The following is a 26,731-nucleotide window of genomic DNA, read 5'->3' as shown; positions in this document are numbered from 1 at the left end:
GCTTATCTGCGTCTCTTGCGGAAGAAAGGCGGTGTATCCAATGAATCCTCTCCACCGTTTCTGTCTTCTTTATTTTCGTGATAACGTGGATAATTATCTTCTGTTTGTTTCACAGAGTATTCTTCCGGCTCAGGTTGGACCGATTGCGGCGCCTGTTCCCTCACGCTTGTGTCTCTGCGGATATCCCAGTCGCCGAATAGATCTTTGGCTGGTTTTTCCTCTGTTCTTTCAGCCGGAAGTTGTTTTTCTGGGTATGAAACAGGTGTGTTCCCTACTTCTTTACGGCCCTTAAAAGCACTTCCTCCGCGATTAGCGGTTTTTTTTTCATCTTTTTTTTTGTCGTCGATCCCTGTAGCGATTACTGTAACGATAACTTCGTCGCCCAAGTTTTCATTGATGGATGTACCGAAGATGATGTTCACTTCGGATGTTGAAGCTTGTGCTACGATATCACTTGCATCTTGCGCTTCGAACAACGTCAAGTCTGAACCACCCGTGATGTTCAACAGGATCTGCTCAGCGCCATCGATGGAAACTTCCAACAATGGTGAGGAAATAGCTTTTTTGGTTGCTTCAGCCGTACGGTTTTCACCGGACGCGATACCGATACCCATCAAGGCAGAACCTTGATCTTTCATGACTGTTTTCACATCAGCAAAGTCCAAGTTGACGTATCCTGGAGCTGTGATCAGGTCAGAGATCCCTTGAACACCTTGACGCAAGACATTATCTGCTTCACGGAATGCTTCCAGCATAGGAGTCTTTTTGTCCACGATTTCCAATAGGCGATTGTTGGAAATGATAACCAATGTATCAACGTTTGCTTTTAATTCGGCGATCCCTTCAGCTGCATAACGGCCTCTTTTCGGACCTTCAAAAGTGAATGGACGCGTCACAACACCGACAGTCAATGCGCCAAGATCTTTAGCGATTCGGGCTACGATAGGGGCTGCACCAGTACCTGTCCCGCCGCCCATTCCGCATGTGACAAAGATCATATCTGCTCCAGCCAAGGCTTCAGCAATTTGTTGTTCACTCTCTTCTGCAGCTTTGCGGCCTACTTCAGGAATCGAGCCTGCGCCCAATCCTTTCGTCAATTTCGGTCCTAGTTGGATTCTTGTTTCTGCTCTTGATGCATTCAAGGCTTGCGTATCCGTATTGGCCACGATGAATTCCACACCTTGTACGCCCTCTTCGATCATGCGGTTTACCGCATTGCTTCCTGCTCCACCTACACCGATAACTTTAATTTTTGCTCCATCATTCATGCTTGAATCGAATTCCAATTCCATTTCATTTCCTCCTATTTCATACCATTCTTTTTATGTTCAGCGTGATTATTCAAATAAATTACTGAACCAACGTTTTAATTTTCCGACTAAGCTCTCTTCGTAATTTTCCTCATCAGCATAAGTCTCAGTTTCATAGACAGGTTCTTCGATGACTGTCGGTTGTTTGACAGTTTTGGACTGCAAAGGGATCACTTTGCCTGTCGTCTGCACTTTTCCTTTGGCAACACGGTAAATGTCATCCAGTCCAGCCACGTACTTGATCAGGCCGATGCTCGTTGCATAGATTGGATTGCGCATCCCCATCTGCTCTGGAATGTACAGTTTGACGTTGATTTCGAAGATTTCTTTTGCCAAATCGATGACGCCCGGTAAAGCCGCTGCGCCTCCGGTCAGAATGATACCGCCAGGGAGATCGCGCGCTTCCACTTTATCCAAGGCGCGTTTGATGTTTTCGAAGATCTGCACAAGGCGCGCTTCGATGATTTCGGACAGATATTTTTCATCGACTTTTACTGGTTCTTCTTTCCCGATCGTTTCGACGGGGAAGAATTCTTCATCGGACGTGTCCTCAGAAATGGCATAGCCATATTCGCGTTTCACGCGCTCCGCATTTTCCAACGTCGTGTTCAAAATGATGGAAATGTCCTTGGTCACAAGATCGCCACCCTCGGGATCAACAAATGAAAATTTCAATTGATCGTCGTGCATGACGGAAGCGCTTGTTTGGCCGCCCCCCATGTCGATAAGGATGGTCCCGAAATCCCGCTCGCCCTTATTCATGGCTACGCTTGAAATGGCCAATGGCTGCACAACCATATCTTCGATTTGAAGACCTGCTTTTTCTACACAACGTTTGATGTTATGGATGATTGTTTTCGGACCAGTGATCATGCTTGCGTACAATTCAAGACGTACGCCGATCATGCCTCTTGGGTCCCTGATGCCGTCGAACCCATCTACGATGAATTCCTCTGGGATGACGGAAATGATTTCTCTTTCTGGCGGTACGGAACGGACTTTTGCGGCAGCAAAGACGTTCTGGACATCCTTGTCTGTAATTTCCTTGTTTTCGCTTGAGACTGCATACATCCCGTGGCAAGGTTCGATACTGATTTGGTTGCTTGGTATGCCTACGATGACGTTTGATATCTGAATATTCGCTTTTCTTTCAGCTTGACTGACTGCACTGCGGATTGATTCGACCGTTTCATCGATATCAACGATGACGCCACGGCTAAGACCTTTGGAAATTTCATTCCCGACTCCAATAATGTTCATTTGATCTTTCACATATTCTGCGACTACAACTTTTATTGAAGTGGTTCCAATATCTAGACTGACGTATATTCCTGAATTCTTCATGGTTTTATTGAAACCTCCGTTTGACATAATGGCTTGTGTAAACATCCGCATTGTTCCGAAAAAACTGTCGGTTACTGATACGTGATGCCAGAAAGCTATACCTTATCATTTTATCATAATAATTCTTCATTTACGAAGATTTTTACAAATAATTCTATCAGATGGAAGTCTGACAAAAGTTATTCAATCCCTCAACAATGATTGGAATCATTGTTCAAGGATTGACTGCAAGTCAATCCTAATCTCTTTCAACTCATTCGGTTGGAGTGGCGGAATCTGCCGAAGCGGACGTTTCCTCTTCCGTCGCTTGCGCGAAGGGTGTGAAGTAGACACCCACTTCAAGATCGACGGTCCCTTTCGTCTCGCCCAATTGGCTCACGATGTCAGGGTAGTACAGGATCTTCTCGGCAAATGATGGCAAGATCGCCTTCACTTCATTCCCATCATTCATGTATACCGTGATTGCATATGGATTTTCTTCCGTGCCGGTATATTTGATTTCAGAAATGCTGTTCTGGACACTGTCCGTCAATTGCATGTATTGTTCGAGCAGGTCATCCAGATTCTGGTTCATTTCAAAGCTCGTGATGATCGGGTTATTGCCGATCGGGACCTTCAGTTGCGTCTCTGCCACTGTGCCATTCTCCAGAACATTGTAGTAGTAGCCGTCCGAGTAAACATAGGCAATGGTTTCGTGTTCCGTTACATGGATCGTGATATCGTTCATGCCTCGCAGCGTCACTTCCGCTGTTTTGACTTGGGGCAAAGCACTAGTGAGGTACGCATGGATTCTTTCGTCATTCCAGACGACACCCAATGCGGTCAGTTTCCCGGTGATTTGGCTGGCATCGATGATGCTTTGTTCCGGAACAGCTTCGGCGCCTTCCACATAGATGTCCTTGACTTTTCCGTAAGGGGAGATCAAAAAACTGCTGCCGATCACCCCAACCAAGAAAATGCCGTACCAAGCAAAATACCCTGGTTGCTTATCGGTTTTGGTGGATTCAGGAAGATGTTTGCTTGTTTTCAGCTTCGCTTTTTTCTCTACCGGCAAGCCTTGCATGCCTGTGTTTTTTGGGGTTTTCTGCTTTAACTGAGCCTTTTTTTGCCTTTCCAATTCAGCAGTTGCACGCTGCCAGGGAGTCCCTTCCGACGAACTTTTACTCTTCAGCTTCTGCCGGATTTTTCCGAAAACCATCTGGCTCCCCCCCTTTCTCATTTATTCAAAGTCAAGATGACATCGATGATCCGGTCTGATGCATCCGTTATGCCCATCTGTTTGGCTTGGAGAGCCATTTCCTTGCGTACCGTTTCATTGATCATCAGCTTGTCGATGGCTTCAAACAATGATTGTGCCTGCAGGTCTTTCTCGAGAATCATTTCGGCAGCCCCGTTCTTCACTAGGCTTTCGGCATTTTTTTGCTGATGGTTGTTTGTGACATAAGGACTCGGGATCAGGATGCTCGGCAAACCCAAAGCCATCACTTCCGTCAGTGTGGTTGCCCCACTGCGCGATACAATCAAGTCGGTACGCTTGAATAATTTCGGCATATCATGGATGTACGGCACAATCCGGACATTGTCCAAACGGTCCGTCAGCGCGCTGATTTCTTTCTCCACCGCATTGTAGTGGACATCTCCGGTAGCCAGCAGCACTTGATATGGCTTGTTTTTGAAGAACGGGTAGGCGGCCACGAAAGATTCATTCAATTTCCTGGCTCCCCGGCTGCCTCCAAAAATCAAAACGGTCGGCAGCTCTTCCTTCAATCCGTAGTCCTTCAGGTCGGCACTTTCCTTCAATGAGGCTACTTCCTGCGCCCGGGGATTGCCCGTGAACACAATCTTCTCCGGATAGGCGGAGAAGTCACCGCGGGCATCCTCAAAACAAATGCAGATGCGGTCCACGACTCTGCTCAAAAATTTATTTGTGACGCCTGCGACTGAATTTTGCTCGTGGATGATGGTCGGAACGCCCAGTTTGGAGGCCGCATACAGGACGGGGGCGCAAACATAGCCGCCCGTCCCGATTACGACATCCGGCCCGAATTCCTTAATGATTTTCTTCGAGTCAGAAATGCTCTTGATCATCAAGTAGACTGTCTTTAGGTTCTGAAGCGATAGACTCCGGCGCAGCCCTTGGATCTTGACGGATTTGAAGGCGACGCCGGCTTTTGGTACGATTGTGCTTTCCAAACCGCGGTCCGTTCCCACGTAAAGGAATTCACTGTCGGGATATTTTTCTTTGATTCGGTTCATCAGGGCCAACGCCGGGTAGATGTGCCCGCCTGTTCCCCCACCGGATAATACTATTTTCATAAGCACATAGGTTCTCTAGAAAGAACCATCCTCCTCACTCGTGGCTTTGACCAAGGAATGGACAGCATCCGTGAACGTTTTGCCGCGCACTTCAAAATTTTTGTACTGATCCCAGCTCGCGCAGGCCGGAGACAACAGAATCGTGTCACCTTCTTCGCTGTACTGGTAACTGATCGGAACTGCACTTGCGACATTGTCAGTCATCACGATTTCTTTGATGCCGGCTTTCTCGCCTGCATCCTTCAATTTTTCGGCAGTTTCCCCGAAGACGATCAACGTCTTCACATTTTCAAGAAAGGGGACGAGCTCATCGAAGGTATTCCCACGGTCCAGTCCGCCTGCCAACAGGACGACCGGAGTCCGGAAGCTGCTCAGAGCTGTTTTGGTTGCGAGAATATTCGTTGCTTTCGAATCGTTGTAGAATTTCCTTCCGTTCAGATCGGCTACAAATTGGATCCGGTGCTCGACACCGTAAAAGAGATGGAAAGCTGATACGATAGACTCATTGGCTACACTGGACAGTTTCGCTACAGCGATCGCGGCCAGCGCGTTTTCGATATTGTGTTCGCCAGGAACCCTCAAGTCGGAAATATCCATCACTTTTTCGCCCTTGAAATACAGCGAACCTTCTGATGCATAGGCTCCATCCTTCAGAATCTGTGTGCGCGAAAAAGGCACGATTTGTGCTTTTGAATATTGGGACATTTCACGCAATTCCGGCTGATCCCAATTCAAAACGAGATGATCGACGGCTGTTTGGTTCTCGGTTATGCGCCACTTCGCTTTGACATATTCTTCGCGGTCGCCGTGATAATCCAGATGCGCTTCCGTGATGTTCGTGATGACGGCAATGGCAGGTCGCATCGCCTCGATCCCCATCAATTGGAAACTCGACAATTCCATCACGACATCGTCGTCTGCAGTCGCTACACGCGCCACTGCCGATGCAGGTACGCCGATGTTGCCGGCTTTGTAGGCTTTCCCTATTTTTCTGCCCGCATTCAACAGTTCCGTAATCATCGTCGTGGTCGTGGTCTTTCCGTTCGTGCCTGTCACGCCGATCAGTCGGCCTTCGAGGATTTCCGCTGCCAATTCTACCTCGGTCAATACGGGAATGCCTAATTCAAGTGCACGTTTGACCATCGGATTGTTGTACGGGATGCCCGGATTCTTGACCATGAACGAAAAAGATTCGTCCAGCAGCTCAATCGGATGTGAGCCGGCGATCACTTTGATGCCGGATGAAATCAACTCCTTTGCATCCGGATTGTCGTTCAATTCCTTTGCGTCATTGACTGTGACCATTGCGCCGAGTTCCAGGAGCAGTTTGGCCGCATTCATTCCGCTGAGCGCCAAGCCCAGTACCAATACTTTTTTATTTTCGAATCGATTATTTGTTTTCATGTGTTTCTCTCCCTTCACTTAGACGAGCAGCCACAAGGCTAAGATTGCAGAAACCAAACCAACCGCCCAGAAAGTCAGGACGACGCGCCATTCGCTCCACCCGCTCATTTCGAAGTGGTGGTGGATCGGAGACATCTTGAAGATGCGTTTGCCGCGTAACTTGAAGGAACCGACCTGCAGCATGACGCTGGCCGTTTCGATGACGAAAACAAGACCGATCAGCAGCAAGGACCATTCCAGATGCAACGCCAACGAAACAACGGCGAGTCCTGCACCCAACGCCAATGAGCCGACGTCGCCCATAAAGATCTTCGCCGGTTTTTTATTGAAAAAGAAGAAGCCGATAAGACCGCCCACAATCGCGATGCAAAACAGCAATACTTCCAGTTGTCCCTGACGGTATGCCAGTATGCCGTATGCAGTGTAGGCGATGCCTGCCGTGCCGGCGACCAATCCGTCCAATCCATCGGTCAAGTTAACCGCATTCGAAAAACCGGTGATCCAGATGATCGTGAAGGCAGCAAACACCAACCAGTTGTGGATTTGTCCAAAGAAAGGGATCGAGATCAAAGGATCCGAACCCGACAAGAAGAACAGTGCAACGAAGACGAAAGACCCTACCAATTGCGAAATGAACTTTTGCTTGGAGGTCAGTCCTTCATTTTGTTTTTTGAATATTTTCAGGAAATCATCCAAAAAACCGATAGCTGCAAAAAACAACAGCACGAACAGCAACATAGCCAGTTTAACGGTGAGGACATCCTTCCAGATTGCTGTCCCGATAACGGTAAGGATCGCAGCGATGATGAACACGACTCCTCCCATCGTCGGTGTGCCGCTTTTGACTTGATGCCACTTCGGTCCTTCTTCCCTGGTGACCTGTCCGAATTGTTTCACTTTAAAATAGCCGATGAAGATTGGCATCATGCTGATTGTGATGGCGAAGCTGATCGATAAAGGCAACAGCATTTCTGTCCAATGCATATGATTTCCTCCTAATAGGTGTTTTACATTTTTGATTTATTGATTGTGAGTGTTGGATCCGAACGCTTATTCCAAAATGATCTTGACTTCCGTGGCAGCGTTCAGGATGGAGCCCGTCTCGAGACTCTGGAAAACCACATAGCCTTCCCCTTCAAAAGTAAAGTTGATGCCTGCGATTTCTGCTACTTTCATGACATCGTCTTTTGACCAACCGTAGACATCAGGCATCGTCATCGCACCTTCTGTCATGAGGATCGTCTTCTGGTTCGTGATTGTCTGTGTCCCGGCGTATGGGTATTGTTGGACGATCCGGCCGCCGCTGCCGATGATTGCTGTATCATTATAGCCGACAGCAGTCAGGGCCGCCAAAGCCTCATCTTTGGACAAATTTGTAACTTCCGGCATCGAGGTTTGATTGATATCCCCGGTGACTTCCGTATTCAGGTTGTCATATTCGATTGCCCTTGTCATGAATGGGTTGAATATTTCCGACAGGTACTTTGAGCCATTCAGGCTGTCCAAGTTTGCAGGCCGTTTCATTGTCAAATACAGGATGTAGCTGGGATCATCCGCCGGCGCGAATCCGACTACCGAGTAAAGATAATTGGAATAGCCAGTGTAATATTCGCCAGTTGTGGAATTAACCACTTCCGCCGTACCCGTTTTGGCAGCGATCTCTGTTCCTTCGACCTGGTAAGCCTGACCGGATCCATTCTCGTTATAGACGACTTCTTTCAGGTAGGTCAGGACCGTTTGGGCGGTTTCCGCCGTAATCGGAGATCCCGCTTCTTGCGGCTCGACAACGGTGACCTCACCCGTATTCGGATCTTCTGTGCGATCCAGATAGTTCAGTTTCATCATGGTGCCTTCATTTGCGATTGCTGTAAAAGCTTGCATCAGTTGGAAAGGCGTAACCGTCACCCCTTGTCCGAATGCCGTATTCGCCTTTTCCAGCGGATAAGTATAGCTGTAATTCCCCGTTGCTTCATTTTCAAGTCCTGAATCGGTTGATTGGCCGATACCGAATGCCTTCATGTAGGATTCCCACACGTCGTAACCCATCGCTTGCACCAGCTTCACGAAGGCCACGTTACTTGAGCGGGCCAACCCTTCAAGATAGGTGATATTGCCCCAACCATCCTTATTGTAGTCACGGATGGTTCCGCCTTCCACTTCCACACTTCCGGAAGCGTAGGTCGCAAACGGGCTGAATACCCCCTCGTTCACGGCCGCCGCCAAAGTCAAAATTTTGAAAGTGGAACCCGGTTCATAGGTATCCTCCACCAACAGATTCTGCCATTGCGCATCGATGCCCTCTTTGGTCGTGGCGTTGAATGTGGGCCGCTGGGAAGCCGCAAGGATTGCGCCGGTTTCCGGATCGACCAACATCGCTGTCATCGATTCCGGTTCAGCCTCTGCATACACTTGCGACATCAGGCTTTCCAGATAGATCTGCAGGCGACTGTCCAGCGTCAGGTAAAGATCATCGCCTTCGACAGGCTCCTCTTCCTGGATCTGCGTGCCTGGAATCAGGTAGCCGTTGGAGTCCTCTTGATAGGTGACTTCACCATCGCTGCCGTCCAAATCATCATCATACAGGGATTCTATCCCCATCATACCGACCAGTTTCTTTTCTTCGTTTGTGTCTGCTTCCTCATCGCTGGCTGAACTTTGCGCAAAGCCGACAAGATGGGAAGCAAAAATCCCATTCGGATAAAGCCTTGAAGGTGTTTCCTCGAACGTGATCCCCGGAAGTCCCTCCGCTTCAATGCTGGATTTAGTCGCATAATTCAGGTTGGTTCCTGCGCTTCCGAATTCGACTTGCTTCAAATCCTCTTGGTTCAGGATGGTCAGAATCTCTTCTTTGCTCATGCTGATGTATTGCGCCAGAGCTTCAGCTGTTTTTTCCTTGTCGACGATATGATTCGGATTTTCTGTATCCTCACTCCATTCATCGGTCAAAACGGCCACTAACGAATAAGAAGTAGCATCCAAGGCAATGGGATTACCACCTATGTCATAGATGGTACCTCTTTTTGCGGCAAGGATACTACTTCTGGTATATAAGTTATTAACATGCTCGCTTAGATTCTCGCCATTTACCTTCTTGGTGATCATGATCATAGAAAAACGAAAAATAAATACAAGAAATAGTAAACCTGTCAAACCAACCATGATGCGAGTCATTTTTTTTCGGTTATTTTGTGGATTAGCTGTTTTTTTCATCGCGTAACATTCCTAACGTTTGCTTCATTCATTTCCAGACCAAGTTCTTTCGCTATCTCGATGATGCGGTCGTATCTTGAAAGCTCTTGGACTTCTTGCTCCAAGTTTTGATTTTCCAGACCGATCGCAACGCTATCATTTTGTAAGTCCTGCAACGCTCTGTTCTGATTGGAGAGGGTCACTTGTGTAGCCAGAGATAGCAGCAATACGACCAAAGCACTCAAGATAGTGATGGTGATGGCAAATTTTTCAATTTTTACATATTTATCTCTAACGGCTTTGTAGCCTTTCGGTTCAGGCTGGCCTTTTTTAGGTTCTGTCAATTCTTTTGGCAGCGTCGGTTCTGCAATCGCCGCCCTATATTCAGGTAATGCCACTTAATCCTCTCCTTCCCCGCAATAAATTGTGCAGCTACGGCATAATTTATTGGTTCCGACTGATGATCTTTAGTTACAGAGCTGCTGTGCTCCTGTTATTTCTTGACTCTTTCGATGACACGCAATTTTGCACTTTGGGAGCGCGAATTTTCACTCAATTCCGCTTCATTGGGCAAGATTGGTTTTCGGCTGATCAGCTTGTAGTCCGCTTCATATTCCTCGGGAAGAATAGGCAACAAAGGTAAAGTTTCCTCTTTCGAGCTGGCTTCTTTGAAAAGGACTTTAACGATCCGGTCCTCCAAGGACTGGAAGGAAATGACGCTCATGCGCCCTCCTACGTTCAGCATCTTCAAGCCATCCTCTATCGAATCTTCAATAGCGGACAATTCGTCGTTGACGGCGATGCGCAAAGCTTGAAAAATGCGCTTAGCCGGGTGCCCGCCTTTTCTTCTGGCCGGTGCCGGGATGCAGTCTTTGATGATTTCGACCAGTTCACCGGTCGTCTCAATCGGTTGGGTTTCTCTGATGTTTTCGATTTTTCGGGCAATCTGTTTTGAAAATTTCTCTTCACCATAGCGATAAAAAATCTTCACTAATTCAGCAAAAGGCCACTCGTTCACAATGACGCGGGCCGTCAGTTCCTGCTCTTGGTCCATGCGCATGTCGAGAGGTGCATCATAGCGGTAACTGAACCCTCGTTCAGCTTGGTCCAATTGTGGGGAAGACACTCCCAAATCGTACAGGATGCCGTCTACGCCATAAACGCCACGGTTTTCCAGTTCTTCTTTGATATTCCGAAAATTAGCCTTGATGAGTGTCACCATGCCCTTTTCGATATAAGTCCCCAACATCGCTTCAGCATTTTCGATAGCGATACGGTCCTGGTCAAAGGCATACAGATGCCCATTCTCATTTAGTTTTGATAAAATCACGCTGCTATGTCCGGCACCACCTAAAGTGCAATCGACATAGATGCCATCCGGTTTGATGTTCAAACCATCGATGGACTCCTTTAACAACACGCTATAATGTTCAAATTTTTCCATTTCTGCACCTACAATCCAAAGTCAATCATCGTTTCAGCAATATCTTCGAAGTTTTCGGCAGCCTCATCAGCAAATTCTTCCCACTTCTCATTGCTCCATATTTCAATACGGTCGGCTACTCCGACAATACGACATTCTTTTTCAATTTTCGCATAATCCAATAATGTTTGAGGGATATTGATGCGCCCTTGTTTATCCAATTCAGCTTCCATAGCGGCTGAATAGAAGAAACGGGTAAAAGCACGCGCATCTTTTTTGGCAAGGGGCAGCTGTTTTAATTTTTCCTGGAGCAGCTCCCATTGGCTTAACGGATAGCCGAACAAACAGCCGTCCAATCCACGGGTGATGATGAACGTATCGCCTAATTCCTCACGAAATTTTGCGGGCATTATCAATCTGCCTTTAGCATCTATATTGTGTTTGAATTCGCCCATCAACATAAAGACACTCGCCCCCACCTTCAAATATGTTTTCAGTCTACCACATCCCCCCACTTTCTACCACATTTTCCCGAACAATTCATAAAAAAAACAAATTGATTTCGATTATTTATCGAAATCAATTTGTTTTCAGTTATCATCTATCTTTTTGTCTGGCTCAAGGATGGGACATCACAAGCACCAAGCAGAATAAGCTCGGTTCCGATCAGCTGCTTTTGACAAATTTATTGAAAGTGGGGATTTCTCCCAAAAAATCATTTTGTTTGCGGAGCCGAATTCCGCTTGTTTTCGGACTTATGCAACTGGATGGCCGTTTCGTAAGCGCTCCTCAATTCAGAACCGATGCAGCTGAGATCCTTCTGGCGGATACGCTCCTGTCCTGCGGCCTTCAGAGAAGGCAGGTCGCCTTCCAAAATGCCGCTGATCAACCTTCGGAAATCGTCATTCGTCTTGCCTTTGTAGACATGCTTGCCATCGACCAAGTCATCCTCATAAATCGGTATATCCCGGATCAGGATCTCCTGTCCCATGGCGAGTGCCTCCAGAAGAACGATTCCTTCCGTTTCCTCGTAAGTTGGGAAGAAAAACAAATCAGCACCACAGTATGCGTTCCTGAGCTCATCAGGAGTCACATAACCGGCAAATTGCAGATTGGGTAATTTTGTCTCCACGGCTTCACGGATTTCCCGCGGAACTTGGTGGAGGTTCAAGTACCCGAACCAGATGAACTGGTAAGCAGGCATCGCTTTGGCTAAGGCGACAAAATCAAGGATGCCTTTCCGTTTGATGTAAAGGCCTACAGACATGACGACTTTGTCCGCTGCCTTATACCCGTACTTCTGTCGGAAAGACGCACCCATCTCCGCAGTCGCTTGGTAAAACGACAAATCGATTCCGTTCGAAATCGGTATGATCGGCTGTTCCAAACCTGCCTGCTGCAGCAATTGCTTGGAATAAGGGGTAGGCGTCAAGACCACATCGCCATGGCTGTAGCAGTGCAGAATCCACTTGCTGAACAGCGGTGCAACCGCATTGGAGAAGATAAAGGAATTCCGGAAGTCCTCCTTTGTGGAGTGGGCATGATAAACGATTGGTTTCCCCTGCTTTTTGACTTTATGCAACAAACGATAGGACTGCCCGAAGTAGGTATTGATGTGCATCAGATCAAAATCATCTCTGTAGTCTGTCGTAAAAGATATCCCTTCCAGTGCGAGCGCTTTTTTCTGGTGCTCGATTGCTCTGCCTAAACCGGATTTCCCGATGTATTTCATGCCTTCAGAGTACAATAATACTTTCATGATTTCGTGCCACCTCGTTCTTCAATTTTCGGACTATCCTCTTATGAGGAAATAAATGCGCAACAGCACCAACATGTAATAAAAAAGCAGCGCCATCAAAAACAGTATTTTTATGAAATAACGATAAAACCGCTTCGGCTGGTGGACCTTTCTGCGTTTGTCGAAATACAGCGTCTGCAGCAGGCCGACGACGCAGGCCGCCAGCAAAAAATGCGGCAACAGCGAAAAAGTCAGACTGTAGACACTCAGCAGATGGATGCCTACGAACAAAAACGGCAAGACGACATCCGCAACCGTCAGTTGGATAATTTGTTTGTACCTGAGATACGGCCTAAAATATTTATTGATCAGAATGATTTCTAAAATCGGAAAAACATACAAAAGAATTTCAAAATAATGGAAGTTTTGCATTCCAACGCTCCTTTACGAAAATATGGCGTCCATGCCGCATAAACACATTTTACCTCATTCCGGAAAATTATGCCTCCTGAAAAATGAAAACAAAAAAAGCCAGCAGAAAATTCATTCTGCTGACTGGAATTGCGGATGGCATTTCATGATTAGCTTTGTTTTTCGATAATTACTTCTCCATCATATTGTCCGCATGATGCGCAAACGTGGTGGCTCTTTTTCAATTCGCCACAGTTAGGGCATGCGTTCAAGCCTGGAATCGATAACTTGAAGTGCGTACGTCTTTTTGCTTTTCTCGCTTTAGATGTTCTTCTTTTAGGTACTGCCATTTCCTTACACCTCCCTGTATTAATCGCTGTATTTATTTAAAAAATCAGCGTCAAAAATTTCACTCTGTTTTTTCTTCGTCTTCTAACAGGGCCTTCAGACCAGCTAATCGCGGATCGATCTGATCGGTTTTTTCCTCTTGTCTCTTTCTTGCGAAAGATTCTTCGGAAACAACTTCCCATTCAGCGCCACTAGGCATTTCCTCAGACACCATCTCTTCCGGCGTGAAGACTTGTAGAGGCAGATTCAGCAGAATGTTGTCCTCGATAGCGGGGACCAGATTCACTTCATCGCCTTCAAGCGGCAGCACGACTTCCGCAGGTTTATCCTGCTCGAGATAGAGTGATTCACTTTCAGTGTACACTTCTTCGATTGCTATTTGCAAGGGTACATCAACTAATTCCAACGACCTTGACGAAGGCAGGGTAATCGTTAAATCGATTCGGAAATTGGCAAGCACAGAATGATTTTCGTATAATAAGAAACCTTCCGCCTTAATCGGCGACACTGCCTGGATTTCATTATTTCTTTGCATCAATGAACTTTCCCGGTCTATCGTCCGAGAGAAATAGTACGGTTCACCACGATGTTCTTGTAATTCTTTTAATGGCCACTTCATTTCCATCACCCCTAAAATAACAAATTGAATTATACTAGTGAAAAAAACCTTTGTCAATGTATTTTCCTTTACATCCAAAAAGGAAAACGTTTTTTTACGCTTTTAATTCTTTGGCCAACGCAATCGTTTTGTCCAAAAGCACCTTTTCCGCGTCGACGACCGGATAGCGTTGTTCTTCGTCCTCACTGTTCATCAACGAAACTTCCGTGCAACCCAACAGCACAATGTCCGCACCGCAATTTTTGAAATCTTCCAAAATTTCGTAATACAAAGGGAAAAATAAATGCGATCTCTCTTTGATGTAATAATAAATCATTTTATTGATCTTGTCTTGTAATTCTCTGTCCGGCAATACCACTTGGTAGCCTTTCTCAATAAGTCGATTTTCGTAGATGCGGCTCTGATGCGTTCCCTCTGTGGCAAATAATCCGACTTTTTTTGCGCCCTCATAATGTTCCGCAATATAGTCGACCGTAAGATCGATCATATTCAAAATCGGAATATCCGTTTCCTTTTGAATATCATCGAAGAAATAATGGATAGTATTGCAGGGCATGATGATGAATTCCGGCTGAAGAAGATTCAACATATGAACATCTTCTATCACTGCTTCCACTGGATTCGGTTTGGTCGGATCCAAAATATATTCCGTACGATCTGGAATATCAGCGTGATTCATCAGAATGTAATTGAAATAATCCTGGTCGTTTTCGGGGAAATGACGCTTATTCATTTCAACAAGAAAGTTGGTCGTCGCCAGCGTTCCCATTCCTCCAAGAATACCAAAAAATTTTTTCATACTTTCTCATCCCTCGTTTCCCGTTTGTTTCTTGATTCAGCTCATTCCTCTGGCGGATGCTCTCTGAATTTTTTGTAATAATTGAATTTGGAAGCCAACACATAGAATTTTCTTTTTGGGCTGACTTCAAAAGGCGCATCCAAAGGGTGCACTACTTTCCCATCCTTGTACAGCTCTTTTACTTTTTTCCTCAACACGTCGGACTCGATGTATTTCAGCAAAAGATTTTTTGGTGTCATAGTGAATAAGGCTTCATTCGTGTTGATGGTCACCCCAAGTTTTTTCTTGGCGATGTAATCTTCAACATAGTATTTCGCGACATTATTCCCGCTGGCGGTAACATAATAGTTGCTGACGCCAAGACGCCCGTTCAATTCAAAGAAAACATAGTCATCTTTGCGCTTATCGTACTTCACGTCAAAATTGGAGAAACCATAAAACTCGGTTTCCGCAATCAACTTTTGAACGGAAGCAACAATCTTCTGCTCTTCCCTGGCCCAGATCGTCAGGTGGTTTCCGATGGCGGATGGCGTATGGTCTTCCAGGAGGATGTGCCCGAACGCAATCAGCTTGATTTCCTTGTCCCGAGGCGATGTGTAGACCGTTACGACGCCAAGATAAGTATCATCGCCGGGCACGTATTCCTGCAGGATCAGGTTGTCCGTATAGCCGTTGTCACGCACTAAATGGTAGATGCGTTCAAGATCTTTCTCATCCCGTCCGATGAAGACTTTTTCTTTGCCTTCAAAATGAAGCCCCTGGTACATGATGGCATTCGAAGGCTTAATGATGATCGGAAATTCAAACGGCAAATCAAGTGAAAATTCATCCATGACTAGAGTCTTCGGATATGGAACGCCTGCTTTTTCACAGATGGCGTAAAAACTTTCCTTATTGGTCGCCCGCAGGAAAACGGGTTCATCCACGTACGGAATGATCCAATCATCACCGAAGCGGTTTTTCGTTCGGATCAGCAGTTCCGCATAGCGATCGTCTGCCCCGAAGATGATTTTTTTCATATTCGGATAGTCGCGGCCGATTTGTTGGATGGTTTCAAAAAAATGATCCAGGTCATCGATTCCCGGTTGGATGTAATGCTTGATGATGCGGGAATTGCCGATAGGACCTATGATCATCGGGCTGATGATATTCGTTTTAACTTGGTACGCTTCATAGAAAGCTCTCGCCAAACTATAGGCTCCTCTGTTCCCCCCTACGATTACGGGAACGAAACTGACGGAGTTGGCTTCTTCGCTCATTTGATTGTCCTCCTTAGTGCCTAAAACCGAATATTAAAGGCTCTAGCATCTATTAACCTATCCATTATATTTCTTTGGTTGTGGCCCGTCAAACGCTTCTTGCGATTTTTCATTAAAGTTTTCATTAAATTCCGGAAACGTCTTATTTCGGATTCTGCAGACCGTTTCGGATATAAACGGGCGAGCGGGTGAAATTTTGCTCTTCCAAAACCTGTACGGCGCCCAATCGATAGATGCGGTCACTCCGGATTTCCAGTTTCAGATCCGCCGTATGTGGTTCACGCACTTTCGTGACGATCGGGATTTCCGTGTTTTTTTTCAATTGATTCAGATAGCGTCTTCCGGCTTCCGTAAATCCGAGTAACCGGATGGCATCCGCTTTTTCCTGGAAGGAATGCGCTTCTTCCTTGGTAATACCCAACAAAATATAGGTGCAGACACGCTGCAGCCTGGCCCATGTCCAACGCTTGGTCTTCATGCGCTGAATGAAAGCCATAAAATCAGGTGCATCCTCGGCTTCCTTTTTCAGCCTGTATTCCAGGCCCTCTTCAACTTGATAGATGTTCCGGAGTTCCGCATGCGAAAGCAACATAAGCTGATACTGCAGCATCGACCAGTAAGGTTCCCACTCAAGCAGAGGACGCCTCTCCAGCGCCTCTAACGTCTCTTCCGGCACAAACCTGCCCATGCCATTCCCTTCGCTTTGCTTTCCGTGGTGGAGCGCCCATTCGCGAATGGCGGTCCCACTTGCAAATTCTTGTCCGAAAGAATCGCTGTCGTTGTGTCCGGCGCCTCTCCTGAGCACGATGGCCGTTTCCATCGGTTCGGGGAATTGTTCATTTTCTTTGACATAAGCCAACCCGAGCTGATTGTTGGGTGTTGAAAAGGAAATGGCAGAACCTTGTGGGCGCAGGACCTCGGCAATGGCCGTTTCCAATTGCGCAGCATAGGTTCTGCCATCATTTCGGTAAGTCTGAAAAATCCGATCGATTTCCGATCCGTGTTCGCGCAATAAGCGGCTGTGCGAAATGAAATCTTCCGCTGTTCCTTCTTCAGCCCCGAATGCAAAAGCATCGCACTGCATCGCCTGCAACAAGCGGATGCCTGCCTTTGCGAACAGATCCGCGGCCTGCACACTCCCCAATACGGGCATCTCCACAACAATATCCGCGCCGTTCCGCAATGCGATTTCCGCACGCGTCCATTTATCCAACAGAGCGGGCGCACCCCTTTGGACAAAATTGCCGCTCATTGCGACAACCATGACATCGCTTTGGGTCATCCGCTTGGCTTCCGACAATTGATAGCGGTGTCCGTTGTGGAAAGGATTATATTCTGCGATTACTCCACAGGCTTTCATCGAAGCGCCCCCTTTGATTCATTTATGATTGCGCGGATTTTTGCCTCGGCTTGCTTAAGCTTTTTTGCAGGCAAAAAACCAGCGCGGACTGTCATCGCGCACTTCAGACTCACCGAATTCCGCAGTAGCCGTCACATCGACAAATCCGGCCGCTTCAAGCAGCCGCTTATAGACTTCCAACGGATACGTGCGTTCGCGATGGTATTCCGAATAGCGTTCAAACAATTCCGGATTCTTCTGGGATCCAACGAAGAAAGTCAAATCATGCTCGACACTGTTCGTGGCATCGCCGGCAAAACTTTCCCAGAGGAAGGCTCCTTCTTCATCCTGGTAGATGTACTGATATCCCGGAAAAACGTTGTTCACTTGATGCATCGAGTGGACGTCGAACAAAAAAATACCGCCGGGACCGAGATTCCGGATGACGCTTTGAAAGACTTCAGCCACTTCAGCTTCTTCAGACATGTAGCAAAGTGAATCAGAGAAGCACGTCACCACATCAAAATCCCCCATCGGCTCCAAGGAACGCATGTCCCCCACGGCCAAAGAAAGCGTGACGCCTTCTTCCTGCATGCGATTGTAAGCAAGCGAAAGCATTTCGTCGGATAGGTCGACCCCTGTTACCTGATGACCCTTTTTCGCCAACTCCACTGCAATCTTCCCTGTCCCGCAAGCCAGTTCCATGATGTTAAGACCGGATTTCCCGGCTGTATATTTTTCAACATAAAGAAGCCAGCTGTCGTAGACAGACTGGTCCATTATTTCATCATAGTAATGGGCAAAGATGTCGTAGCTCATTGCTCAGTGACCATCCCTGAGATGTCGACCATAGGCGCATCGCTCCATAATTTTTCGATGTTGTAATAGCCGCGTTCCTCATGGTTGAATACATGCACGATGACGTCGTTCAGATCGATCAATGTCCACTTGCCTGAATCTTTGCCTTCAACGTTTTTGATTTCGCCTTTGTTTTTGTGCACGTTCTCCACGATCGCTTCAACGATTGCAGCGACTTGCTTTTCATTACGGCCGTTCATGACGACAAAGTAATCACCGATCGATGTCAACCCGCGTACATCCAATGCCATGATATCCTGAGCCAATTTGTCATCTGCAGCTTTAACCACTACTTCCAATAATTCTTCACTTGTTAATTTCATTATGATTTCCCCACTTTTCTTTGGATCCAACTGTTGTAGACATAGATCGTGCCGGGATAAATCGGCAGTTCTTTCTTCACCAGATGGATGATTGTTTTTTCTATTTTAAAATAAGCTGCCTCATCCAGGCTGATTCCCGCCAGTCTTCTGGCTTCATCAACACCCTTGAACGTGCGGCCTGATTCGATGTAATCGGCTATGAACAGGACTTTCCCGATCAGGCTCATCGTCTCGCCGCCGATTGTATGCTGGCGGATCGCGTCAAGGATAGCCTCATCCGTGATCCCGAATACCGTTTCCGCATAATAAGCGCCGACAGGCCCATGCATGATTTCGCTGCCGTAACCGGTCATTTCACTGTCCATCCCTTGGGACAGGACGATTTCCTTCATGATTTTTGCATCATGCTCTTTGGAAAAGTCGTGTAGGAGAGCGGCCAACGAGCACGCTTCCACGGATGCACCATATTTTTCCGCCAATTCGATGGAACAGGCTTCAACCCGCAGCACATGTTGGAACCGCGATGGCTTCATCTGTTTTTCCACTTCCGCCAAAATCGCTTTCCGCGTCCAATCTGTATAGCTTCCTGTGTATGCAAGATCAGTCTTCGTCATCGAGATAGAGTCCTTCTTTCAAAATGTAATCTTTGACATCCTCTTTAACCAAATAACGGATTGAGCGGCCGGTTTTGACCATCTTGCGGATTTCAGTCGAGCTGATGTCGATCAACGGCGCATCGACCCAGATGATCGGATAGATGCTTTCCCTTCCGTATCCTGGCCTGGCGACGCCTACGAACTGCACAAGTTGCACCAATTCATCGATGTTTTTCCACTTCGGCAAGTATTCAACCATGTCCCCGCCGATGATGAAATAATAATCGGTATCCGGATGCATGGCCGTCAATAATTTCATCGTATCGATCGTAAAGCTTTTGCCGCCCCGCGCCAACTCGATGGTTTCGATATCGAACAACGGATTGCCCGAAATGGACAGCCGCACCATCGTCTCGCGATGCTTCGCCGAAATCGACTCTTTTTCATCGATATGAGGAGGTTCGGCATCGGGCATGAAATATATCTTATCCAAGCCGAGTTGTTCCCCAACCTGCTGCGCGACGATCAGATGGCCTAAATGCGGCGGACTGAAGGTCCCGCCCATGATGCCGATGCGTTTCCGGTCCTGGAATGCGATCTGCGTCTCGACCTCTGTTTCTTCTATAATCATATAATCCGTTTGTCCGATCAAATTTAAAGTTGTGATCAATTTTTTCTCACCTCAATAAAATATGGATTGGCCTGCCTTTAGATTTTTTCAACGACAGTCGAATAACGACGGTTCTTTTCTTTAGAGGACGGTTTGAACAACACCAGCGTGCGGCCGATCTGTTGGACGACGATCGCTTGCAGTTTTTCTTCGATCGTTGCAGCGACATCTTCCGTTTCCTCATCCGTGTTCTGCAGAAGAGCGATCTTCAGCAGTTCCCTTTTTTCCAATGCTTCCCCGATTTGGTAAAGCATCTCTTCGTTCAATCCACCTTTACCAACTTGGAAGAGCGGATTCATATGGTGCGCTTCTTTTTTCAAATATTGTTTTTGTTTGCCTCTTAATTCCATTTGACACCTCAGTCTTATTATTCTAAGAAAATATATTTTTTTCAAAAGTGCATCACCGTTGGTGTTTTATTTATTCCCAAAGTAATTCTGCACCTCATATGATGGCTAGCGATCCAAGCCTGCCTCTCGGAAATTAGATAAATCTGACCCATTGCGCTCTACGATGCTCATTCAGGGGCAGATTTCCTAAATTTCTTTCGAGGCAGAGCGGGCTTGTACCGCTTTTCTACTTAAATGATCGGTTTGCGCATTACTGCATCTACGCCTTGCGGTACCCATGCTGCGACTTTGCCTGGTTTGCGGACAGTGATCCATCCCAATCCGGAAAATACGATATCAGACGGTACTTTGACATTGAATTCACGTCTGACCAACGGCGGGAAATTTTCCGCGTCTTCCGCAGACGGCGGTTGCAGCAAGCCACCCAGATGTTTTTCATAGAATTCATCCGCTTTTTCCAATTTGGTGCGGTGAATTTTCAAGTCATTTGCGAAATAGCAAGTGAAGGACGATTTTTCCCCACTGATGAAATCAAAACGCGATGCCCCGCCCAAGAACAGCGTCTGTTCCGGGTTCAACTGATAAGTGATCGGTTTGATTTCGTGTTGCGGCGCTACGAGCTTCAATTCTTTCGGGCTCAGGACATGCGCCATTTGATGGTGATGGATGATTCCCGGCGTATCGATGAGGAAATGCCCATCGTCCAACGGAATACGGATCTGATCCAAAGTGGTGCCCGGGAATTGGGAAGTCGTGATGACATCTTCCTTGTTGCCAGTAGCGGCCCGGATGATCTGGTTCATGACAGTGGATTTACCTACGTTCGTAACCCCTACGACATAAACATCTTTGCCATCCCGCAGCTCCTCGATGGTTTCCAACAGTTCATCGATGGACGTCGCTTTCTTGCCGCTTACCAGCACGACGTCAACCGGACGCAAGCCTACAGACTGCACTTGCTCCGTCAACCATTGCTTCACACGGGACAATTTGACCGACTTCGGCAAAACATCCACTTTATTTCCGACCACCAACACTTTATTTTTGCCCGCAAAGCGATGCAAGCCGGGGATCATGCTGCCGTATACGTCAAACAAATCGATGACGTTGACGATCAAAGCATCCTCCATCGAGATGGTGTTCAGCATCGCCAAAAATTCATCATCCGTGACGGACACTTTTTCCATCTGATTATAGTGGCGCAATCTGAAACAACGTTGGCAGTATAATTGCCCGGACTCCAATCCCTTTTGCAGAGCGGCCGCCGGGGTATAACCTCGTTCGGTCGGATCCTCGGTCTGGATTTTCGCCCCACAACCGATGCAATAGAGATCTTCTGTTAATTCTTCTTTAGTCAAGTGATTTCCTCCATATCATTCCTGGATCATTTTTTAACAAACGTTTCAGCAGCTTTCTTTCAAAGAATCTGTTTATGCGCGTATTCCATCCGTCCGAATTGATGATCGGCATTACCCACACACTCTTGACTCCCGCTCGATTCGCGCCAAAAACATCCGTAAGCAACTGATCGCCAACCATCAGGCATTGATCCAACGGAAGCTGAAGCTGTTCAGCCGCCTTGATGTACCCACGGCGGGAAGGCTTCATCGACCTTGGCACATAAGCCAATTGCAGCTTATCCGCGATTATCTTGATGCGTTTATCACTATTGTTGGAAATGATGACCACAGGTACCGCATTTTCTTTCATCAAGGCGATCCAATCTTTCAATTCCTGTGTCCCTTCCGGATTATTCCAGGCGATCAAGGTATTGTCCAGATCGGTCAGGACACCTTTGATGTTGTTCTTTTCAAGTTGTTCCGGAGTAATGTGATAGATGGACTCAACCATCCATGTCGGTTTGAATTTATTTAACATAATGTCTCCTCATCAAAAAAATAAGAGGACGGGAAAAAGCAACAACGTCACTTTTCAAGCAGAACCCGAGAGAAATCCCCCAAGTCGCGCCCCAAAACCGAAAAACTGCACGGCACTCAATCCGAAACAAGCATCCTGTACCCCGCAAAAAAGTTTTGACCCAGCCTCACTACTATCCAATTGTATATTATAACCCCATTCCAGTAACATTATAAAGCATAAACCAAAAAATACAAGAGCGCGATGATTCGCGGTTAGACATCCGGACGTTGGAGCAAGCGGATGACGTTCACCTCTTTTGTGGACGACAGCCGCTTGCGAAACGGAAGTGGTGTCTGCGAATCAGAGCGCGTTTAAGAAGGCGCGATGCTATGCGGGAGAGTGTGGGGTAGCACTGTGGTCGCAAGCGCCCAAGTACTCTGATGTCACAGTGCGACATCAGAGGGCCACACTGCGAGCTGTTTAACTAATAAAATGATGCGACACATTATGCGATTGAAATCGCAAGAGCCATGACAAACCCCGGGTAGAAATCGAGCACTAAGAGGACTAACACTAAACGGACGCTTTTTGTCCGTGTGTGGTAGTCAGCTTAGGCACAGATTTCTGGGATTCAGAACACGTTTGATATGGCGCTATTGTGCGCTATGCCCTCGGCAGCTTGAGAGCACTAAGCGGAACCCCCTGCGGGCACCCAGCTAAAAACAAAAAACCCAAGGATTTCTCCTCGGGCCCACTATCATTTGATTACTTGCACACCATTTTTTTCAACATGCAGCAGCTTGACTTCACTGTCTTTTACAGCGGCTTTGGCCGCGGCAACGAACGCCTCTGCCTTTTCAGGATGGATCATCGTGAGGATCGTCGTGCCGGCACCACTCAGGTAAGTACCGTACGCGCCCATCTCATGTCCCAATTCCCGGACTTGGCTCAACTCAGGAACCAACGTGCCCCGATAAGGCTCATGGAAGACATCCTGCTCCATCAATGCGCCCGCTTTTTCGATGTCACCCGAAAAAACAGCCGCCACTAGCATATTCGAGATGCTGCTGCCTTTGACAGCTTCCTTGAACGGAAGCGAGTCCGGCAAAACGGCCCTGCTCTCCTTCGTCAGCAATTCCTTTTCCGGAATCGTCACTACCAAGGCAACCTCTGGGAAACTCGCCTTCGTCCAATACACTTTGGAATCCAGGACGGTCCCGACCGTAAAATCCCCTGTGATTGCAGGCGTCACATTATCGGGATGGCCTTCGATGCGCGTAGCGATTTGAATTTTATCATCAATGCTCAATTGCAGATCTGCGCATTGATTGGCCAACTCGATCCCTGCAACGATGGCAGCCGAACTGCTGCCCAATCCTCTGGCGGCAGGCACTTCACTCGTCATCGTGATTTTCCTCGGTGCCATATTCGGGGCCAAAGACAATGCAGTCTCAATAATCAGATTCGTTTTATCAGTCGGAATCCCCGCTCCTAAATCATGGAGAATTTCCCACTCGTCGGCCTCTTCTTTTACAGTCAAGGTCAAATATAATGATACGGCCAATCCCAGGGAATCGAAGCCTGGTCCCAAATTGGCGGAAGTTGCCGGTACACGGATATCAAACATCCTACTAATCAATCCTTTCCAAAAGAACGATGGTTCATCATTTCTTGATCTTTAATGTATTCGAGATACGAAAGTAGTCCGATCAATGTTCCAATACTTTGAAATGGACCTTCAATTTCATATCATCATTATCTTCCATCGCCTGGATGATTTCATTTTCTTGCGCTTTCGACATCGGATGCGTAACGATAACAATGATCGCTTTACCGTTCGCCAATGGCTCTTGGATGATTTTATCAAAGCTGACTTCTGCAGTGGCAAAGATTTTTGCCAATTCCAAAAACTGGCCTGCACGATCAGTAACTTCCAAACGCATGAATACAGGATTGATGACCTGCTCAGGCTTCGCGATTCGAGTCTCTATCTCATATTCGTTAAAGATGTTCCCAGTTGTTCCCAAAAGGATGTTCTTAGCGATATTCATCACATCGCTGACAACGGCTGTTGCAGTAGGCAACTCACCAGCTCCGGCTCCGTAGAACATCGTCTCCCCAAGAGCTTCCCCGGCGACAAAGACAGCATTCATTTCATTGTTGACGCTGGCCAAAGGATGCGATTCCGGAACAAATACCGGTCCGACTTCCACATTGACGCTGTCGTCGATTTTTTCGGCAGTACCGATCAGCTTGATTTTGTAGCCTAAACGATTCGCCAACTTGATGTCGTTGATGGAAACGTTGCGGATACCCGCCACTGCTACATCATCCAAAGTCACATCGTTCGTTCCGAATGCAAGGCGAGCCAAAATGACCATTTTGCGTGCTGCATCCAATCCATCGACATCGCTTGTCGGATTTTTCTCGGCAAATCCCAATTCCTGAGCCAATGTCAAGGCTTCATCGTAAGAATAGCCTTCTTTGTCCATTTTCGTCATCATGAAGTTGGTCGTACCATTCACGATCCCCATAACTTTTTGGATATTGTCGGAAGCGAAACTTTCCGTGATGGCACGCAAGATCGGAACGCCGCCAGCAACAGCTGCTTCATACAAGAAATCGCATTTGTTCGCTTTCGCCAGAGTGACCAATTCTTTGCCATGCAAAGCCACAAGGTCTTTGTTCGCTGAAACGACATGCTTTCCAGCCGCTAAAGCTTTGGAGATGTAATCTTTTGCCGCCGGAACATATCCGATCAATTCTACGATGATTGAAATTTCTTCGTCATTCAAAATATCATCAAAATTATCTGTGCAATGCACAGACTCGCCAAAGAAAGCTTTGCATTTATCAATATCGCGGTCCAGAACCGTTTTGATGATTACTTCCTGTCCGACGACTTGATTGATTTTATTTTGGTGGCCACCTATGATGCGGGCAACGCCAGTCCCTATCGTTCCTAGTCCTAATAAACCTACGTAAATCTTGTTTGCCATTATTCCACCTCTTCAATTATTTCCTTATTACACAGTATACTGAAAGTTGCGGAATTACTCTACATAAAAATTAAAAACTTTTAATGATTGCCACTTTATTCCCATAAAAATGAAAAGGACAAAAAAAGGCAGCGGAAAAATGAGCCGGCTCATTTTCCCGCTGCCTTAGTTCATGCAAGGATGGATGAATTAATCTTGTAATAATTCGTAAATTTCGATGGCAACTAAATCAAGATCATCAAATTGATAAGTTTGGTTTGAATCGTGTTCTTCCAATTCAAAACTTTCCGTATCGCGATTGTATTTAACGACGCAACGTTCTACGCCTTCTTTTTCAAAACGACGGATTTCGACATCACCATTGTCTTCCATCATTACTTCTAGGCGACGAAGGATCGCTGAGAGCTGTGAAGGTTTCATGATATTTCCCCTTTCAAGACTAACTTCTTATTTATTCTAGCATTTTTTTTCTGAGTGCGCATCAATTTACTGTAATTTATGCAAGAAAAACAATATTTGAGTATTGCGCCACTATGATTGCGGAAAACCTGCCGAAACGATGCATCATATTAAGAGTTTCCAGGAATCTGGTGGCCTCAAGGTCTCAATTTCAGCTTATTCTCCCCACCAAAGCTTCACCAACGCTTGCGTACCATCATCAGCAAAACCTTTGCCCGCTAATTGTTCGTACAGCAGTGCTGCCTGCCTTGTAGCCGGCAAATCAATACCCATCTTATCCGCTTCATCCAGTGCGATCTTCAGGTCTTTGACAAAATGTTTGACGAAGAAACCTGCGCTGTAATCTTCTTTCAGGATTCGAGGGGCATAATTCGTCAAAGACCAGTTCGCGGCACTGCCGGAACCGACTTGTTCGATCACGCGTTCCAAATCCAATCCCGCCGCCTTCGAATAAACGAGCAATTCCGTCATACCGGTCATCGTACCGGCCACCATGATCTGGTTAGCCATTTTTGTGTGCTGGCCGCTGCCGGCTGGACCTTGCAGCATCACCTTGCTCGAAAAAACCGACAAGACTTCTTTTGCGGCATCAAAGGCTTCTTCATCTCCGCCGACCATCGTCGTGAGCGTTCCGTTTCGAGCACCCTTGTCGCCCCCTGATACCGGAGCATCCAGCGCCCGGATCCCTCTCTCTTTCCCGAAAGCATATATTTTTTCTGCCAAAGTCGGCGTACTTGTCGTCATATCAACAAGGATATGGTGGTCATCCGCTTCAGAAAAAATTCCAGTCTCCCCAAAATAGGTTTCTTCAACGTCCGTCGGATAGCCCACCATCGTGATGACGATATCTGATTGCGCCGTCACGTCGCCAGGCGTATCGCACCATTTCGCGCCTTCAGCGATTACCGCATCCGCCCTGCTTTTCGTCCGATTATAGACGTGGACAGCATAACCTGCATTCAAGAGATGTCTGATCATGGATGAGCCCATGACGCCCGTTCCGATAAAACCAATTTTTTCCATTTATAAATCCGCCCCTTCCAAAAGCTATGTTAACAGTATACCGTACGTATTACACAGATAAAAACAAAAAAGCGCCGGGGAACAGATTATCCAA

The 26,731-nt window shown here is 46.8% G+C and carries 28 protein-coding genes; all 28 read right to left on the bottom strand.

The features are described from left to right. Positions 1-2: 2 nt before the first annotated feature. Complete coding sequence (gene ftsZ / locus BM184_RS09210; protein WP_086943369.1) at positions 3-1,292, bottom strand: cell division protein FtsZ; 1,290 nt, start codon at positions 1,290-1,292, stop codon at positions 3-5. Positions 1,293-1,337: 45 nt separating this feature from the next. Then, a complete protein-coding gene (ftsA, locus tag BM184_RS09205) occupies positions 1,338-2,654 on the bottom strand; it encodes a cell division protein FtsA (RefSeq protein WP_086943370.1) in 1,317 nt (438 codons plus the stop codon). Positions 2,655-2,907: 253 nt separating this feature from the next. After that, positions 2,908-3,852, bottom strand: coding sequence for a cell division protein FtsQ/DivIB (locus BM184_RS09200; RefSeq protein ID WP_177208610.1), 945 nt, complete (start codon positions 3,850-3,852; stop codon positions 2,908-2,910). Between the two features lie 17 nt (positions 3,853-3,869). Then, positions 3,870-4,970, bottom strand: coding sequence for an undecaprenyldiphospho-muramoylpentapeptide beta-N-acetylglucosaminyltransferase (gene murG / locus BM184_RS09195; RefSeq protein WP_086943372.1), 1,101 nt, complete (start codon positions 4,968-4,970; stop codon positions 3,870-3,872). Between the two features lie 15 nt (positions 4,971-4,985). Further along, a complete protein-coding gene (gene murD, locus BM184_RS09190) occupies positions 4,986-6,374 on the bottom strand; it encodes a UDP-N-acetylmuramoyl-L-alanine--D-glutamate ligase (RefSeq protein WP_086943373.1) in 1,389 nt (462 codons plus the stop codon). 18 nt (positions 6,375-6,392) lie between these two features. Beyond that, complete coding sequence (mraY, locus tag BM184_RS09185) at positions 6,393-7,358, bottom strand: phospho-N-acetylmuramoyl-pentapeptide-transferase (protein ID WP_086943374.1); 966 nt, start codon at positions 7,356-7,358, stop codon at positions 6,393-6,395. A gap of 66 nt (positions 7,359-7,424) precedes the next feature. Continuing rightward, a complete protein-coding gene (locus tag BM184_RS09180) occupies positions 7,425-9,584 on the bottom strand; it encodes a penicillin-binding protein (protein WP_086943375.1) in 2,160 nt (719 codons plus the stop codon). Further along, a complete protein-coding gene (locus BM184_RS09175) occupies positions 9,581-9,961 on the bottom strand; it encodes a septum formation initiator family protein (RefSeq protein WP_086943376.1) in 381 nt (126 codons plus the stop codon). Before BM184_RS09175 ends, BM184_RS09180 begins: the two co-directional genes overlap by 4 nt. 95 nt (positions 9,962-10,056) lie before the next feature. Next, the gene (rsmH, locus tag BM184_RS09170; RefSeq protein ID WP_086943377.1) at positions 10,057-11,007 is read right to left on the bottom strand and encodes a 16S rRNA (cytosine(1402)-N(4))-methyltransferase RsmH; all 951 of its coding nucleotides are present in this window, start codon (positions 11,005-11,007) and stop codon (positions 10,057-10,059) included. Positions 11,008-11,015: 8 nt separating this feature from the next. After that, positions 11,016-11,447 carry a division/cell wall cluster transcriptional repressor MraZ gene (gene mraZ, locus BM184_RS09165; protein ID WP_086943378.1) on the bottom strand — a complete coding sequence of 144 codons (432 nt, stop codon included), beginning with the start codon at positions 11,445-11,447 and terminating at the stop codon, positions 11,016-11,018. A 254-nt stretch (positions 11,448-11,701) separates the two neighbouring features. After that, on the bottom strand, positions 11,702-12,745 hold the full coding sequence (locus BM184_RS09160; protein WP_086943379.1) for a glycosyltransferase: 1,044 nt from the start codon (positions 12,743-12,745) through the stop codon (positions 11,702-11,704). 33 nt (positions 12,746-12,778) lie between these two features. After that, on the bottom strand, positions 12,779-13,156 hold the full coding sequence (locus BM184_RS09155; protein ID WP_086943380.1) for a DUF3397 family protein: 378 nt from the start codon (positions 13,154-13,156) through the stop codon (positions 12,779-12,781). Between the two features lie 149 nt (positions 13,157-13,305). Further along, positions 13,306-13,485, bottom strand: coding sequence for a 50S ribosomal protein L32 (rpmF, locus tag BM184_RS09150; RefSeq protein ID WP_086943381.1), 180 nt, complete (start codon positions 13,483-13,485; stop codon positions 13,306-13,308). Positions 13,486-13,544: 59 nt separating this feature from the next. Next, on the bottom strand, positions 13,545-14,102 hold the full coding sequence (locus tag BM184_RS09145; RefSeq protein ID WP_177208609.1) for a YceD family protein: 558 nt from the start codon (positions 14,100-14,102) through the stop codon (positions 13,545-13,547). 94 nt (positions 14,103-14,196) lie between these two features. Beyond that, on the bottom strand, positions 14,197-14,901 hold the full coding sequence (locus tag BM184_RS09140) for an aspartate/glutamate racemase family protein (RefSeq protein WP_086943383.1): 705 nt from the start codon (positions 14,899-14,901) through the stop codon (positions 14,197-14,199). Between the two features lie 41 nt (positions 14,902-14,942). Further along, a complete protein-coding gene (locus BM184_RS09135) occupies positions 14,943-16,160 on the bottom strand; it encodes a carboxylate--amine ligase (protein WP_086943384.1) in 1,218 nt (405 codons plus the stop codon). A gap of 142 nt (positions 16,161-16,302) precedes the next feature. Then, entirely contained in the window at positions 16,303-17,520 is a 1,218-nt protein-coding gene (locus BM184_RS09130; RefSeq protein WP_086943385.1) for a nucleotidyltransferase, read from the bottom strand. Positions 17,521-17,574: 54 nt separating this feature from the next. After that, positions 17,575-18,318: a class I SAM-dependent DNA methyltransferase gene (locus BM184_RS09125; protein WP_086943386.1), complete on the bottom strand. Its 744-nt coding sequence runs from the start codon at positions 18,316-18,318 to the stop codon at positions 17,575-17,577. Then, positions 18,315-18,680 carry a ribosome silencing factor gene (gene rsfS, locus BM184_RS09120; RefSeq protein ID WP_086943387.1) on the bottom strand — a complete coding sequence of 122 codons (366 nt, stop codon included), beginning with the start codon at positions 18,678-18,680 and terminating at the stop codon, positions 18,315-18,317. The genes BM184_RS09125 and rsfS overlap by 4 nt, the downstream gene beginning before the upstream one ends. After that, positions 18,680-19,294, bottom strand: coding sequence for a bis(5'-nucleosyl)-tetraphosphatase (symmetrical) YqeK (gene yqeK, locus BM184_RS09115; protein ID WP_086943388.1), 615 nt, complete (start codon positions 19,292-19,294; stop codon positions 18,680-18,682). The genes rsfS and yqeK overlap by 1 nt, the downstream gene beginning before the upstream one ends. After that, positions 19,281-19,907, bottom strand: coding sequence for a nicotinate-nucleotide adenylyltransferase (locus tag BM184_RS09110; protein WP_086943465.1), 627 nt, complete (start codon positions 19,905-19,907; stop codon positions 19,281-19,283). The genes yqeK and BM184_RS09110 overlap by 14 nt, the downstream gene beginning before the upstream one ends. Before the next feature lie 77 nt (positions 19,908-19,984). After that, positions 19,985-20,296: a ribosome assembly RNA-binding protein YhbY gene (gene yhbY / locus BM184_RS09105; RefSeq protein WP_086943389.1), complete on the bottom strand. Its 312-nt coding sequence runs from the start codon at positions 20,294-20,296 to the stop codon at positions 19,985-19,987. Positions 20,297-20,526: 230 nt separating this feature from the next. Further along, positions 20,527-21,654: a ribosome biogenesis GTPase YqeH gene (gene yqeH, locus BM184_RS09100; protein ID WP_086943390.1), complete on the bottom strand. Its 1,128-nt coding sequence runs from the start codon at positions 21,652-21,654 to the stop codon at positions 20,527-20,529. Further along, the gene (locus BM184_RS09095; RefSeq protein ID WP_086943391.1) at positions 21,647-22,174 is read right to left on the bottom strand and encodes a YqeG family HAD IIIA-type phosphatase; all 528 of its coding nucleotides are present in this window, start codon (positions 22,172-22,174) and stop codon (positions 21,647-21,649) included. Before BM184_RS09095 ends, yqeH begins: the two co-directional genes overlap by 8 nt. Positions 22,175-22,913: 739 nt before the next feature. Beyond that, positions 22,914-23,783 (bottom strand): homoserine kinase, encoded by an 870-nt coding sequence (gene thrB, locus BM184_RS09090; protein ID WP_086943392.1) that lies wholly within the window; start codon positions 23,781-23,783, stop codon positions 22,914-22,916. 82 nt (positions 23,784-23,865) lie between these two features. After that, positions 23,866-25,155, bottom strand: coding sequence for a homoserine dehydrogenase (locus tag BM184_RS09085; protein ID WP_086943393.1), 1,290 nt, complete (start codon positions 25,153-25,155; stop codon positions 23,866-23,868). Positions 25,156-25,344: 189 nt separating this feature from the next. Continuing rightward, positions 25,345-25,575: a YkuJ family protein gene (locus BM184_RS09080; RefSeq protein ID WP_068559993.1), complete on the bottom strand. Its 231-nt coding sequence runs from the start codon at positions 25,573-25,575 to the stop codon at positions 25,345-25,347. Between the two features lie 195 nt (positions 25,576-25,770). Then, positions 25,771-26,637 (bottom strand): NAD(P)-dependent oxidoreductase, encoded by an 867-nt coding sequence (locus BM184_RS09075; protein WP_086943394.1) that lies wholly within the window; start codon positions 26,635-26,637, stop codon positions 25,771-25,773. Positions 26,638-26,731 lie beyond the last annotated feature (94 nt).

Source organism: Trichococcus pasteurii (assembly GCF_900112935.1).
Taxonomy (GTDB): Bacteria; Bacillota; Bacilli; order Lactobacillales; family Aerococcaceae; genus Trichococcus; species Trichococcus pasteurii.
The sequence above is the reverse complement of the archived record's forward strand: the minus strand, read 5'-3'. Positions and strand labels throughout refer to the sequence as shown.

What these genes read in the sequence shown, in the direction of transcription:
- yqeK (WP_086943388.1), bottom strand. Translation starts at nt 19,294, where the DNA reads ATGACGAAGACTGATCTTGCATACACAGGAAGCTATACAGATTGGACG.
- murD (WP_086943373.1), bottom strand. Translation starts at nt 6,374, where the DNA reads ATGAAAACAAATAATCGATTCGAAAATAAAAAAGTATTGGTACTGGGC.
- thrB (WP_086943392.1), bottom strand. Translation starts at nt 23,783, where the DNA reads ATGTTTGATATCCGTGTACCGGCAACTTCCGCCAATTTGGGACCAGGC.
- BM184_RS09135 (WP_086943384.1), bottom strand. Translation starts at nt 16,160, where the DNA reads ATGAGCGAAGAAGCCAACTCCGTCAGTTTCGTTCCCGTAATCGTAGGG.
- BM184_RS09200 (WP_177208610.1), bottom strand. Translation starts at nt 3,852, where the DNA reads ATGGTTTTCGGAAAAATCCGGCAGAAGCTGAAGAGTAAAAGTTCGTCG.
- BM184_RS09095 (WP_086943391.1), bottom strand. Translation starts at nt 22,174, where the DNA reads ATGTTAAATAAATTCAAACCGACATGGATGGTTGAGTCCATCTATCAC.
- BM184_RS09110 (WP_086943465.1), bottom strand. Translation starts at nt 19,907, where the DNA reads ATGATTATAGAAGAAACAGAGGTCGAGACGCAGATCGCATTCCAGGAC.
- murG (WP_086943372.1), bottom strand. Translation starts at nt 4,970, where the DNA reads ATGAAAATAGTATTATCCGGTGGGGGAACAGGCGGGCACATCTACCCG.
- BM184_RS09080 (WP_068559993.1), bottom strand. Translation starts at nt 25,575, where the DNA reads ATGAAACCTTCACAGCTCTCAGCGATCCTTCGTCGCCTAGAAGTAATG.
- BM184_RS09155 (WP_086943380.1), bottom strand. Translation starts at nt 13,156, where the DNA reads ATGCAAAACTTCCATTATTTTGAAATTCTTTTGTATGTTTTTCCGATT.
- yhbY (WP_086943389.1), bottom strand. Translation starts at nt 20,296, where the DNA reads ATGGAATTAAGAGGCAAACAAAAACAATATTTGAAAAAAGAAGCGCAC.
- BM184_RS09140 (WP_086943383.1), bottom strand. Translation starts at nt 14,901, where the DNA reads ATGAAAAAATTTTTTGGTATTCTTGGAGGAATGGGAACGCTGGCGACG.
- BM184_RS09125 (WP_086943386.1), bottom strand. Translation starts at nt 18,318, where the DNA reads ATGAGCTACGACATCTTTGCCCATTACTATGATGAAATAATGGACCAG.
- BM184_RS09145 (WP_177208609.1), bottom strand. Translation starts at nt 14,102, where the DNA reads ATGAAGTGGCCATTAAAAGAATTACAAGAACATCGTGGTGAACCGTAC.
- rpmF (WP_086943381.1), bottom strand. Translation starts at nt 13,485, where the DNA reads ATGGCAGTACCTAAAAGAAGAACATCTAAAGCGAGAAAAGCAAAAAGA.
- BM184_RS09180 (WP_086943375.1), bottom strand. Translation starts at nt 9,584, where the DNA reads ATGAAAAAAACAGCTAATCCACAAAATAACCGAAAAAAAATGACTCGC.
- BM184_RS09085 (WP_086943393.1), bottom strand. Translation starts at nt 25,155, where the DNA reads ATGGCAAACAAGATTTACGTAGGTTTATTAGGACTAGGAACGATAGGG.
- mraY (WP_086943374.1), bottom strand. Translation starts at nt 7,358, where the DNA reads ATGCATTGGACAGAAATGCTGTTGCCTTTATCGATCAGCTTCGCCATC.
- BM184_RS09130 (WP_086943385.1), bottom strand. Translation starts at nt 17,520, where the DNA reads ATGAAAGCCTGTGGAGTAATCGCAGAATATAATCCTTTCCACAACGGA.
- rsfS (WP_086943387.1), bottom strand. Translation starts at nt 18,680, where the DNA reads ATGAAATTAACAAGTGAAGAATTATTGGAAGTAGTGGTTAAAGCTGCA.
- mraZ (WP_086943378.1), bottom strand. Translation starts at nt 11,447, where the DNA reads ATGTTGATGGGCGAATTCAAACACAATATAGATGCTAAAGGCAGATTG.
- BM184_RS09075 (WP_086943394.1), bottom strand. Translation starts at nt 26,637, where the DNA reads ATGGAAAAAATTGGTTTTATCGGAACGGGCGTCATGGGCTCATCCATG.
- ftsZ (WP_086943369.1), bottom strand. Translation starts at nt 1,292, where the DNA reads ATGGAATTGGAATTCGATTCAAGCATGAATGATGGAGCAAAAATTAAA.
- rsmH (WP_086943377.1), bottom strand. Translation starts at nt 11,007, where the DNA reads ATGGAAAAATTTGAACATTATAGCGTGTTGTTAAAGGAGTCCATCGAT.
- BM184_RS09160 (WP_086943379.1), bottom strand. Translation starts at nt 12,745, where the DNA reads ATGAAAGTATTATTGTACTCTGAAGGCATGAAATACATCGGGAAATCC.
- ftsA (WP_086943370.1), bottom strand. Translation starts at nt 2,654, where the DNA reads ATGAAGAATTCAGGAATATACGTCAGTCTAGATATTGGAACCACTTCA.